The sequence below is a fragment of the Pedobacter sp. KBW01 genome, assembly GCF_003852395.1.
Classification (GTDB): Bacteria; Bacteroidota; Bacteroidia; order Sphingobacteriales; family Sphingobacteriaceae; genus Pedobacter.
The window spans coordinates 212,937-225,637 of sequence record NZ_QAJQ01000014.1 but is presented as its reverse complement, the minus strand read 5'-3'; the positions used below and the strand labels follow the sequence as shown (position 1 = coordinate 225,637).

General features: G+C 40.7%; 12 protein-coding genes. 8 read left to right on the top strand and 4 right to left on the bottom strand.

Annotated elements, in window-relative coordinates; genetic code table 11:
* Positions 1–131 precede the first annotated feature (131 nt).
* Positions 132–1,334: a GTP-binding protein gene (locus DBR40_RS16525; RefSeq protein WP_124560843.1), complete on the bottom strand. Its 1,203-nt coding sequence runs from the start codon at positions 1,332–1,334 to the stop codon at positions 132–134.
* An 87-nt stretch (positions 1,335–1,421) separates the two neighbouring features.
* On the opposite strand from DBR40_RS16525, the gene DBR40_RS16520 reads away from it, so the two are divergent.
* The 7 genes from DBR40_RS16520 to DBR40_RS16490 all read left to right on the top strand — a co-directional run bounded on the left by DBR40_RS16520 (position 1,422) and on the right by DBR40_RS16490 (position 5,621).
* Positions 1,422–1,817, top strand: a complete 396-nt coding sequence (locus tag DBR40_RS16520; RefSeq protein WP_124560842.1) for a MerC domain-containing protein — start codon at positions 1,422–1,424, stop codon at positions 1,815–1,817.
* Positions 1,818–1,993: 176 nt separating this feature from the next.
* Positions 1,994–2,620 (top strand): ABC transporter ATP-binding protein, encoded by a 627-nt coding sequence (locus DBR40_RS16515; protein WP_124560841.1) that lies wholly within the window; start codon positions 1,994–1,996, stop codon positions 2,618–2,620.
* A complete protein-coding gene (locus tag DBR40_RS16510) occupies positions 2,620–3,831 on the top strand; it encodes an ABC transporter permease (RefSeq protein WP_124560840.1) in 1,212 nt (403 codons plus the stop codon). The genes DBR40_RS16515 and DBR40_RS16510 overlap by 1 nt, the downstream gene beginning before the upstream one ends.
* Positions 3,832–3,834: 3 nt before the next feature.
* Positions 3,835–4,272 (top strand): hypothetical protein, encoded by a 438-nt coding sequence (locus tag DBR40_RS16505; protein ID WP_124560839.1) that lies wholly within the window; start codon positions 3,835–3,837, stop codon positions 4,270–4,272.
* A 1-nt stretch (position 4,273) separates the two neighbouring features.
* The gene (locus DBR40_RS16500) at positions 4,274–4,717 is read left to right on the top strand and encodes a hypothetical protein (protein ID WP_124560838.1); all 444 of its coding nucleotides are present in this window, start codon (positions 4,274–4,276) and stop codon (positions 4,715–4,717) included.
* Complete coding sequence (locus DBR40_RS16495; RefSeq protein ID WP_233603914.1) at positions 4,714–5,163, top strand: hypothetical protein; 450 nt, start codon at positions 4,714–4,716, stop codon at positions 5,161–5,163. Before DBR40_RS16500 ends, DBR40_RS16495 begins: the two co-directional genes overlap by 4 nt.
* A 20-nt stretch (positions 5,164–5,183) precedes the next feature.
* Positions 5,184–5,621, top strand: a complete 438-nt coding sequence (locus DBR40_RS16490; RefSeq protein ID WP_124560837.1) for a Fur family transcriptional regulator — start codon at positions 5,184–5,186, stop codon at positions 5,619–5,621.
* Between the two features lies 1 nt (position 5,622).
* Here DBR40_RS16490 and DBR40_RS16485 read toward each other — a convergent pair whose 3' ends face one another.
* Genes DBR40_RS16485 through DBR40_RS16475 form a run of 3 tightly spaced genes read right to left on the bottom strand, consistent with a single transcriptional unit; the run spans position 5,623 to position 9,421 of the window.
* Positions 5,623–6,606, bottom strand: coding sequence for an acyl transferase (locus DBR40_RS16485; protein ID WP_199748362.1), 984 nt, complete (start codon positions 6,604–6,606; stop codon positions 5,623–5,625).
* 19 nt (positions 6,607–6,625) lie between these two features.
* A complete protein-coding gene (locus tag DBR40_RS16480) occupies positions 6,626–6,985 on the bottom strand; it encodes a hypothetical protein (RefSeq protein WP_124560835.1) in 360 nt (119 codons plus the stop codon).
* A 6-nt stretch (positions 6,986–6,991) separates the two neighbouring features.
* Positions 6,992–9,421, bottom strand: coding sequence for a penicillin acylase family protein (locus DBR40_RS16475; protein WP_124560834.1), 2,430 nt, complete (start codon positions 9,419–9,421; stop codon positions 6,992–6,994).
* A 197-nt stretch (positions 9,422–9,618) separates the two neighbouring features.
* On the opposite strand from DBR40_RS16475, the gene DBR40_RS16470 reads away from it, so the two are divergent.
* A complete protein-coding gene (locus DBR40_RS16470; protein WP_124560833.1) occupies positions 9,619–12,528 on the top strand; it encodes a TonB-dependent receptor in 2,910 nt (969 codons plus the stop codon).
* Positions 12,529–12,701 lie beyond the last annotated feature (173 nt).

Sequence of the window (12,701 nt, the reverse complement as noted above, 5' to 3'; positions counted from 1 at the left end):
AGAATGGTATCAATGAACGACCATTTTGTTCATTTAATCGACTAATTATTTGCTAATTTCTATTCTTTTAGGTCTTCTGGTTATAAATAGGCTGGATTTTTAATTGAAAAAATGTTTTAACTCGCCATTTACTAATTTGGAATTACCCGTTCAAATGGATTTTCGAACAAGGCTCCCATTTTATAATCTGCGATCTCTGCAGGTGTAAGCAAGCAGGTAGCAAGCGATTCTTTCAACGCATTACTATCCATTTCCTGACCAATAAAAACCAACTCATTTTTGCGATCGCCAAAGTCGCTGTCCCATTCTGCATGTAATTCTGCTTGGTTCTCCATGTAATCAGGATATTGCGTCCTCTCATTTTTGCTCATGCTGGCCCACCAAACCCCAGCTAAATCAATGCGTAAAGAGCCGCCAGCCTGCGAAAAATTAATGGCCTGCTCTGGCATTGCGGCAAGGTAAAATATACCTTTTGATCTGATAATATGTTGTGGAAATTCGTGGTTTATATAATCCCACAACCTTTGCGGGTGAAAAGGTTTTTTTGAGCGGAAAACTGTTGAACTGATCCCATATTGCTCGGTTTCTGGCTGATGAATTTCTTCAAGTTCTTTTTTCCAGCCTGCACCCTCAGCAGCCAATTCAAAGTCGAATAAACCGGTATTTAAAATTAAAGCCGGATCAAGACTGCCAAAAAGAGTTTCGTAAATTTTAGCACCAGGGTTTAATTTGGCAATTAAAGCTTTTAAAACCTTTATATCAATTTCACTAACCAAATCTACTTTGTTCAGTAAAATTACATTGGCGAATTCAATCTGATCGGTAAGCAAATTTACTATGGTACGTTTATCTGCATCATCAGTCATGTTACGGTCGGCGAGTTTCTCGGCAGAACCGAAATCTTTGTAGAAGTTGTACGCGTCTACAACAGTAACCATGGTATCTAAGCGGCTAAACCGGCTTAAATCAATACCCGAAGCTTGATCTATAAAAGAAAAAGTCTGCGCAACGGGAATGGGTTCTGAAATCCCCGTGCTTTCGATCAATAGGTAATCGAAGCGGTTTTCTTTAGCCAGTTTTTCTACCTCTACCATCAGGTCTTCGCGCAGGGTGCAGCAAATACAGCCATTGCTCATTTCTACCAGTCTCTCTTCAGTTTTAGATAAGGTATGCTGGTTTTTAACCAAGGCAGCATCAATGTTCACTTCGCTCATATCATTTACAATTACGGCCACCTTTAAATCCTGCTTGTTTTGAAGTATGGCATTGAGCAAGGTGGTTTTTCCGCTGCCTAAAAAACCGCTTAGTACGGTTACTGGTAATTTCTTTATCATGTTAATGCAATTATGTTGCAAATATAGTGTTGAATATTTCAAATGCAACTTTATTGCTTTTATATTTGTCGGGTAAATTTAAAATGAATGAAACAGCGGAGCTATAAAATTAACCTCGACAGATTGGGCATAACCGCCTCTACACTTTGTGCCATACATTGCGCAGCACTGCCCTTTGTAATTACTGTTTTACCCATGTGGGGGATGGGCTTTTTGGCCAATAAAGCAGTTGAAATTACCATGATTGCCGTTTCGTTAATATTGGGCGTGTGGAGTTTGAGCTCGGGCTACCGCAGGCAACACCAGCGTATTGCGCCCATATTGGTACTTATTCTGGGTTTTATCTGTATTGCTATTGGACATTTTTCGGGAGTGGAAGCACTGGAACCTGTGTTGATCCCATTGGGTGGCTTTACTATTGCAGCAGCACATTACTTTAACCTTCGGTTACTCAAAACCTGTCCCATAAATCATAACCATTAATTCTTTTCCTTATTATCATATGTTTAAGCACCCTAAAATCCTCTTCATTCCCGCACTGTTATTTATTTCAGTGTTGAATCCATCCTGTAAGCACGGTACTAACGATGCCCAGGCGCTGTACAGGCGTTATGCCATCAAAAATCTGGTGATAAAAAACGTAGAAAAAGCTGTACACCATGATTAACATCAAATCGCTGATCCATGTTTATGAGCAGGGACGAAGAATTGTTTTTCCTGATTGGGAAATTGCCGATATGGAACAGTGGCTTTTGCTCGGTGCATCAGGAAGCGGAAAAAGTACTTTGCTGAATATCATTTCCGGATTGCTCAAACCCAGTCATGGGCAGGTTGCTATTCAGGGTACTAATTTGTACACCTTACCGGCGCGCAGTATGGATCAGTTCAGGGGAAAAAATATTGGTATTGTTTTTCAAAGGCCGCACCTTATCCAATCACTAAATGTGCTCGATAATCTCGAACTGGCGGCAGTAATGGCACGAGTACCAATTGATACAGCGCATAATTTATCGCTGTTAAACGAACTCGGTATTGCAGATAAGGCGCAAAACTATCCCGACCAGTTAAGCGAGGGCCAATTACAAAGGGTATCGGTGGCACGGGCGCTGGTTAATAAACCCGAGTTGCTGATTGCCGATGAACCTACTTCGAGCCTCGACGACAGGAATGCGGCACAGGTAATTGAAATGCTTACCATGCAGGCTAAAGCTAATGGTGCTGCTCTGATTATTGCCACACACGATCAGCGGGTGCGTAACTACATCACTAAAACCTATTTATTGTAATGAATATCTTTAAAATAAGCAGTCAAAATCTGTACAGAAATAAGCTAACCACGCTTTTAAATATTATTCTGGTTGCCTTTGGTGTGGGTATTTTAACGATACTTTTTTTAGCTGCCAACCAGATTGGTAATAAGCTCGAAAAAAATGCAAAAGATATTGATTTGGTGGTAGGGGCAAAAGGAAGTCCCTTGCAATTGATTATGAGCAGCATTTATCACATCGATTTTCCTACAGGAAACATTCCGGCGGCAGATGCCTACCGCTTAATGAAAAACCCGATGGTAAAAAGAGCAGTTCCGCTGGCGCTTGGGGATAATTACAACGGGTACCGCATTGTAGGTACCGATACCACTTTTAATGGATTATACGGCTTATCTGTACAAAAAGGCAGTTTCTGGAAAAAAGATTTAGAGGTTACCATAGGGAGCACGGTGGCATTAGCTTCAAAACTGCGTATTGGTGATACCTTTTTCGGTGCACACGGACTTACTGGTAGCAGCGATATACATAAACAACATGCCTATGTGGTAAAAGGTATTTTAAAGCCGCAGGGCAATATAACCGATAACCTGATCCTCACCAATATTGGTAGTGTTTATAAAATGCACGAAGCGCCAGTGGAGAAACATGAGCACCATTTGGCCGGAGAGAACAAGGAAATTAACGATAAACAAATTACTGCTATTTTAATCCAATACCGTTCGCCGATGTCGGTTATTGTTTTTCCGCGGATGGTGAACCAAAGTACCAATATGCAGGCTGCATCGCCAGCCATGGAAAGTGCAAGACTGTTTTCTTTAATTGGTGTTGGAGTAGATACTTTAAAGTGGTTTGCTGTTTTGATTATGGGCATCGCAGCGCTGAGTATTTTTATCAGTTTGTATAATGCCATGAAAGAACGCAAATACGATTTGGCTGTAATGCGCTGTTTAGGTGCATCCAAATTTCGCTTGTTTTTGCTGGTGTTGCTAGATGGTATGCTGGTTACGGGTATTGGAACCTGCTTTGGCCTGTTAATTGGTCATGCTGCGCTCGAATTGATCGGCGCCTATCAGGAATCTTCGCAAGCCAGGCTAAGTGGAATGGTTATCGTGCCACAGGAGATGTATTTAATTGTTACGGGCTTTTTTACCGGCGCACTGGCTTCGGTGATACCGGCTTTGCAGATCTACAAAGTAGATATTGCTGAAACGCTTACCAAAGCCCATTAGGTTATGAAAAGATTAATTGGTTTGGTTGTTTTATGTTTAGGTTTCCAGATTTTGGCTGCGCAGGTTCGGGTACACACCGATATGCGCACGCCAACCTGGAATTTGATTGGTTTACGCTACGATGCAGAAATTGCACTCGGAAAATGGGGCAGCGTTTTTCCTCCTGCATTAAAACGCCTAAATAATAAGGTAATTGAACTGCCCGGATATATCATTCCTACAAAAGTGGGGCAGCGGTTTAGCGAATTTATGTTTTCTATTGTACCCATCGCATCCTGTCCTTATTGCGGTTCGGGCGATATTCCATCCATGGTACAGGTTAAAATGTTAAGCCCTATTGCCATTACAGAAAAACCTGTAAAGCTACGCGGCCTATTTATGATTAACGATTCGGGAGATGACAGAAGTGAGTTTTTCCTGTTAAACGCTAAACAGTTATAATATGAAAATAAGGAAGTATGGTATTTGGCTTTTTTTGCTTTTAGTTTCTTTTGGCTCGTACGCTCAGGTTCAGGTGCATACCGATATGCGTACGGCCAACTGGAACCTGATTGGCTTAAAATGCGATAAGCAGGTAAAACCTTTGGTTTGGCAGGCTGTTTTTCCACCAGCATTAAAAGCAATAAACCATAAAGTAATTGAGTTGCCGGGTTATATTATTCCAACCAGGGTGGGCAATACCTTTACAGAATTTATGCTCTCTGTTGTACCCATTGCATCATGCCCTTATTGTGGTACGGGTGATATTCCATCAATGGTGGAGGTTAAAATGTTAAAACCCATCAAATGGACAGATACCCCTGTTTTAATTAAAGGAAAATTCGAAATCAACGATTCTGGCGATAGCCGGTCTACCTTTTTTCTGCTAGAAGCTGTACAAAAATGAAAAATTTATTGCCGATCACCTTTCTGTTTCTTACTGTTTTTACAGCCAACGCACAGACCCAACACAAACCCGGCGATCAGTTGCGGTCGTTGAACTGGGATGTAATTGCCTCAGTTAAATTCGAACTGACTGAGAAGAATGAACTGTTGCCCTTATTTTCAGAATCGATAAAACGTTTTGAGAACAGGGAATTTGAGTTAAAAGGCTATTTGATTCCCATTAAAAGCGGATCAAAACAACAGCAGTTCCTTTTGGCAACATTACCCATTAACCAATGTTATTTTTGCGGGCAGAATGGTATTCCGGTAATGATTATGATCGAAATGGAGCAGGCTATACCTTATAATGAAAAGCCCATTAAGGTAAAAGGTATTTTGAAATTAGAACAGAAAGATGCCAGCTATGCACCACCAATCACCATCAAAAATGCCAAACTCATTAATTAATTGCTTATTTTTGTACTGCTATGGAAAACAACACAGAGCGTTTCGAAAAACTTTTGGTTAAAAACGGTTTAAAAAGAACTGCACCGCGCTTGCAGGTGCTCGAGATTTTGAGCAGCCGCGATTCTGCAACTTCGCAGCCTTACTTAGAGCAGGTAATGGGCAAAGATGCGGACCGTGTTACGCTTTACCGGGTTTTGCAGGCTTTCGAAGAAAAAGGGATTATCCATAAAGTGCTCGATCAGCAGGGAACGGCTAACTACGCCATATGTTCAGAAGGTTGCAGTGCGCACGATCACCATGATGAACACGTACATTTTAACTGCGACAACTGCCATAAAATTTATTGTTTAGATAGCGTTAAAATCCCTGCATTGAAGGTGCCGGCCGGATTTAAAGTGGAGCATCTTAACCTGATTGCTACAGGACTTTGCGCCAACTGCTCTGATAAAGTAAATTAATTTACTGCACCAAAAGGTTACATCCCCTGATATCGGCATGGTCGAACCTACCCAGTACCTCAAAACTCTGGTCCGGATTTATTTTGCCCAGATCTTGCGTTGCAATAAAACAACAGGAGTTGAGATTAGCCAGATCGATTACATTAATGCCACCGGTACGGCCTTCAGCTACCAAGCTTAAAGGATCATTGGTATCGCGGATTAAGACCTGCATCCAGTTCGGACAGTTAAATACCCCATCGCCTAAAGAATAGGCCTGCGAAAGCAACTCGGTCATTCCGTATTCGCTGTGAATCGATTTTACGCCAAAGCCTTTGGTTAACTGCTCGTGTAATTCTTCGCGTACCATTTCTTTGCGTTTCCCTTTCATGCCGCCAGTTTCCATTACAATCAGCTCCGGGAAATCGATATCATGCTGTTCTATAAAATCGAGGAGGGCATAGGTTACACCGATCAAAACTGTTTTCTGTTTTTTCGATTTCAGATCGAGCAGGGTTTGCAGCAGATCATCGTGGTTGTATAAAAAATAACCACTTTGAGCATGCCCACTTTTTTCAATCAGATCGTTAACCATGTAAATTAAAGATGAACCTGCTCTTTGTTGATAGGAAGGTAACAATGCCAGGAAACAATATTCGGAAACATTGCCATAAAACCGGGCAAAGGCCTGCAGGTAACTTTGCTCATATAATTTAACATCCGTAACGTGGTGGCTGCTTTGTACCATGCCGGTTGTGCCCGAACTGCTAAAGGTAATTTCGGTAGGTTCGGTGTTACTTAAAATAGAATGACTTTTAAAAAAACTGATGGGCAGAAAAGGAACCTGCTCAATTGTTTTCACCTGTTCAACATCAACACGTAAATGGTGGATGTACTCCCCATATACTTTACAGTTTTGGGCCTGAAACCTGAAAATGTTTAAGGCGAGCGTTTTAAACCCGTCGGCGTTTTTTACGGAAAATATATCTTCAGCTGTTAAATTCACGCTGCAAAAGTACAAAGCATTATGCTATTTTCTCGTCAGTTTTTTTGGCTAGCATGGCCATGCGAAACTGGTATCCACAATAACCGCTAATTCCTGCAACCAGGCCACTTAAAATGCCCGTAACCAATAATAATAGCCACCAGATTTTAATTCCGGTCATTACCGCAACCCGGCTGGCAAGCAAATTGTCGTTGGGCAGACTTTTAAATAAAGCATAGCCAATCCATAACAGAAAAATAGCGAGAAATGATTGCCAGAAAGCTATTTTTCCCGTTTTACCGATAATGCCACAGGTGGCAAAAGAAATAACAATAATTACCCACCATGGAGCGATCATTTGCAAGAAAAAACAGATAATTACGATGACTATGAAAACCATTTTCGATTATTTAGAAATTTTTAAACGAGAGATAACTGTGCCCGATTTATCATCGGCGCTTTGCATGTAAAACAGATCATAAAGCTGGCCATTTGCCCAGGTATCGATCATGTTATCATAAAATTTGCTACCAGGGTTGCCTGACTGTCCGCCCGGGTAAACGCCATGCCCTTTGGGTTTTTTGCCCAGTTCTATTACCATACGCCATGAAGGACCATTGGTTTCAGACAAAGCATTGATGGTGCTTTTACCTCCACCTATTTGTAAAACTTTTGAACCAAAACCTGGTATTTTAGCCAAATGAGGCACATTGCTTTGTTTTACATTGGCCCAGTTCCAGTCTTTGTTTATTGGCCCAAACCTTCTTTCCAAACTATCGCAGCTGTATTTAAACGCTTCGTTTACCAAATCAGTGAGGGTTTCTTTTTTGCTGGTGTGAATGTTATCATACCAAGGGGCATTAGGTTCTTTTAAAATCATTTCCACGGTACGATCTCTGGATGGATAGCGCATAGGAATACCTTTTACCTCAAATTCATCAGCCCAAATATCAAAAGTTAGGCGCTTGGTCCATATTTCGAACACACTTGCAGCAATCTGATTGGCATCGTACCGTTTGTTCCATTTGCTTACATAGCTTAATGCTTCTTTTTGCGTAGCGTTTAATTGCTCGTTATTCAGTAGTGGAAGTAAGGCTGGTGCCAGGTTCTGAGCCAAAATACTATAATTATCAGTCTGCATCAGGCGAATACTGTCCATAGTTGCCTTGCTCATTGCACCCAGACGGTCGTTAATTCTTTTGCCACGTTCGTAAGGAGAAAATTCCCAGTTAATGTAGTAAGGATAGGTGGTATCGGTAGAAGATTGGTTGGCCGAACTTACAAAGCCACGTGGTGGGTTTTTTACCGTTGGGTTTTGTGCTGCTGGAATCCAGCCTTGCCAGTCGTAGGCCGGATCGGTACCATCTAAAATAAATTTGCCCTGATCTTTCCATTTTAGGGGGAACTTTCCGTTCGGTGTAATGGCGATATCATTATCTATACTGGCGAAAACAAAATTCTGTGCAGGTGCAGTATAAAAAGTTAGTGCTTTACGGTAATCAGCATAGTTTTTGCCCCGGTTCAGGTAATAAAAAGTCATCAATTCGTTCGATTGGTCGTGGGCAATCCACCTTAAAGCATCGCCAACAGGTACGTTGTTTGCCCGGCTGTATTTCGGTTTCTGGAAATAAACTACCGGACCATGGTGCGTATAAAAAATGGTATCTATTTCGTCCTTTGCACCACGGATTTTTATTACTTCAAGTTGTTTAGTGGTCGCTTTCCATTGATTGTTGTACCAGTATTCGTTGTGACTACTGTCTTTAAATTTAATCTGATAAAAATCGAGTACATCAGCAGCGACATTGGTTACTCCCCAGGCTATTTTCTGGTTAAAGCCAATAATTACCCCTGGCGCGCCCGGTAAAGAAACCCCATACGTATTTACCCCTGGTGCATGTAACTGAATCTGATACCAGATAGAAGGCAGGGTCAGGTCGAGATGTGGATCGTTTGCAAGGATTGGATAGCCAGAAGCTGTTTTTGAGCCAGATAAAGCCCAGTTATTGCTGCCAATACCTTCCCTTTTTTCAGTTGTTTTTACCTCACCTGTTTGAGCCTGGGTAAAACTTTCGGGTGTTTTAGGGATAGGAAGGGGCGAGAAATCCCACTTTGTACCTACGGGGATAATCGGATCTTCGCGGAAAGGATAATCAGGGAAAAGATTTTTGGTTACCTCCGGACCAAACTTTTTAAGGATGTTGGTCATGTAAAACTCGTCAGATCCCATTGCCAAAACTGCCGACATCTGTTTTAACAATAAGGCACATTTAACCGGGGTCCATTCTTCAGGTTTAAAATCGAGTATTTTATATTCTATTGGATAGTTGGCTTTAGAAAGGGTTTTAATGTAAGCATTAATGCCTTCAGTGTAGGCTAAAATCATTTCTTTAGCCTTTGGATCGGCCATCATGCCTTTCAAAGAGTTATTCGCGCCATAAACCATGCCCATACGGCGTTGGTAACGGTCTACTTCGATGGCTTTATCGCCTACTACTTCACTGATTCTTCCGGCAGCAAAACGGGTTTGAAAATCCATCTGCCAAAGGCGGTGCATGGCCGTTACATAGCCTTGGGCTAGGTAAAGATCATGATCGTTTTGCGCAAAAATGTGCGGAATCATGCGGTCATCGAAAACGATTTCTATTTTATCTATAGCGCCTTTAATTTTTGCTTTATGGTTAAACATAAAATGATTGTTCTCTGCATTTTGCCAAAAACCCATAAAAGGATTTAGGAATTTGAGTAAAGGAGGCGTATTTCCTAATTTGGTGTTAAATAAAAAAGCTAATGCTATTGGGATTATGACACAGATAAGGGCTTTAATTTTATTCATAATGGTTAGCTAACAAGTCAGTTCACTAAGATAGGGCAAAATGACGGTTTATGTTTAATGCAAATTACAACAAACTGGATATCAATCAAAATTATATTTTGAATTGAAATTATTATGCTAACATAATTTGTTTAATTCAAAAAAAGAATTTAAGTTTATGTAACTAATAATACAAACAACCAAATTAACAATCGTTTATGAGCAGAATTTTTACACAGACCTTTTATGTGTTATTATTTGTGTTTGCCTGTAATATGGCAGCACAGGCACAGAGCATTACGGTGAGTGGAACCGTAAAAGACAAGCAATCGAAAGAAGGATTAGCTGGCGTAAGTTTAACTATCAAAGGCCAGACGGGGGGTACGGCCTCTACAAGCAACGGTAGCTTTACCTTTACTACCACGGCAAAAGTTCCTTTCACATTAGTGGCTTCTTATGTAGGTTATGGTACGGTAGAACAGCAAATTACCGGAAGCACTACCAGTATCAATTTTGAACTCGAAACGGCGGTTGTACTTGGTGGCGACGTGGTGGTTTCGGCCTCGCGTACACCTGAGCGTATTTTAGAGTCGCCGGTTTCTATCGAACGTATGAGCGCTGCAACGATCAAAGAAATTGCTGCTCCATCGTTTTACGATGCCCTAAACAATATGAAAGGGGTAGAGAGTAGTATGCAGAGTTTGACCTTTAAATCCATTAATACACGTGGTTTTAATTCGAACGGTAATACGCGTTTTAACCAATATATTGATGGAATGGATAATCAGGCACCGGGACTTAATTTTTCGGTTGGTAATATCGTAGGTATAACCGAACTTGATGTAGATAATGTAGAGCTTTTACCTGGTGCTTCATCGGCACTTTATGGTGCGGGTGGTATTAATGGTACCTTATTAATGACTTCGAAAGATCCTTTTAAATATCCGGGAGCAAGTTTTCAATATAAAACAGGTGTAAACCATGTTAACGACGATAATAGTAGTGTACAACCGTTTAATCAACTGGATGTAAGGATGGCTAAATCGTGGAACAATAAATTTGGCGTAAAAGCAGCCTTCTCATTTTTACAGGCAAAAGATTGGTTCGGTAATAACTATTCAAATTTTGACCGTATTTCCAGAACTGCTAAATCAGGCGACCGAAATAGCGATACCAATTATGATGGTATAAATGTTTATGGTGATGAGGTAAGCCAAAATATGCGAAATGTTGCTTTGAGTGTACAAAATGCGACAATTGCAGGGATCAATACTAATACAGGTGGTTTAATCCCTAATATTAAATCAGCTATGGACGGTGCTTTCGGTGCGGCTATTCCAACCCCCATACAACAAGCTGGTTTTCTTGCGGGCCTGCCTGCAGCATTACGTCCTGCGGTACAAAATTATTTCCCTTTCTATGTAGGTTTAAAGGCTAATTTAATTCCTGATCAAAATGTATCGAGAACAGGTTATAATGAAGAAAACCTGGTTGATTATGATACCAAATCGTTAAAAGTATCTGGCGGATTGTACTATAATATCAGTAATACCGTACAAGCTGTTGCGCAGGCAAACTGGGGTACAGGAACTTCGGTATATACAGGATCTGACCGCTATTCATTGCGTAATTTCAACATCGGCCAATACAAACTGGAAATAAAAGGCGAAGACTTTTTCGTTAAAGCTTACACTACTCAGGAGCGTTCTGGTGATTCTTATATTTCTTCTATTTTAGGTAGTTACATTAACGAACTTTCAAAACCATCTACAACCTGGTTTCCGCAATATATTGGCAATTATGTAGGGGCAAGGGCTGCTGGTCAGGGCGATGCTGCTGCGCACGCACTAGCCAGAACTGCTGCTAACCAGGGCCGTTTTGAACCAGGATCGGCTCAGTTTATTCAGGCGAAAGATCAGATTATGAATACCACGATCAGTGCTTCTGACCCATCAAAAGGTATTTATGGTGCAAAATTCGATGATAAATCAAACCTATATCACTATGAAGGAATGTACAACTTTACCAACCTTTTTGATAAAGTGGTGGAGTTCCAGGTAGGTGCATCTTATCGTCTTTATGATTTGAATTCGGCAGGAACAATTTTTAACGATTTATTAAACTCTATCGATATTAAAGAATATGGTGCGTTTGGGCAGATCGGTAAGAAGTTTTTTAACGATAAAGTTAAATTTACTTTTGCTGGCCGTTACGATAAGAGCCAGAACTTTGAAGGCAGGTTTACACCAAGGATTACCGGAGTATTCACCGTGGCCAAAAACAACAATATCAGGGTTTCTTACCAAACTGGTTACCGCAACCCAACCACACAAAATCAGTATATCGACCTTTCAGTTGGTGGTGGTTCACAGCGTTTAATTGGTGGTTTACCCGAAATTATGTTCAGTAAATACCATTTAGATACTAACAAGCCGTATACCGACGTGAGTTATCGCGCATTTTTAGCCTCTGCTGCAGCTACAGGAACACCAAACCCTGCGCTTTTGCAACAATATAATTTCGATGCAAAAGGTGTTCGCCCTGAGAGTGTACAATCTTATGAGCTAGGTTACAAAGGCTTATTGCTTCCAAACTTATTGGTTGACGCTTATGGTTATTACAATATCTATAAAGATTTTATCACTGCGGTTGATGTTTATCAGAACGTAGGCGGAACCTTTGTTAAATTTGGTGTGCCTGTTAATGCCGAAGGAGAAGTAACTTCTTATGGTGGTGCTTTAGGTCTTGATTATTTGGTTGGCAAATGGAATGTGAGTGGTAACGTTTCTTACAACCAGATTGGAGATTTGCCAGTTAATTACATCAACGATTTCAATACCCCTAAAATCCGTTATAACCTGGGTTTGGGTAATAAAGAGATTATTAAAAACTTCGGTTTTAATGTTTCTTACCGCTGGCAAGACCAGTTTTACTGGAATTCATCTTTTGCCTCAGGTCAGGTACCTGCATACAGTTCTTTGGATGCGCAGGTTAGCTTAAGGATACCTTCAGTAAACTCAGTAGTTAAACTGGGTGGTTCGAACGTATTGAATAAATATTATATTACTTCTTACGGTAACCCAATGGCGGGAGCAATCTATTATTTAGGATTGACCTTTAATCCATAGATATCTTATTGAGTTTTGAGTGGCCCTCTGCGCAAAAGCGCAGTGGGCTTTTTTTTTACCTGCTAAGGCTTATTATTAGATTTCTTACCACGTATTCGATGAAGGTTAGTGTAAATAATACACTTTAATCAACAAGCCTTGAAAAAAAGCTGTACCCCTTTTAATAAAATATT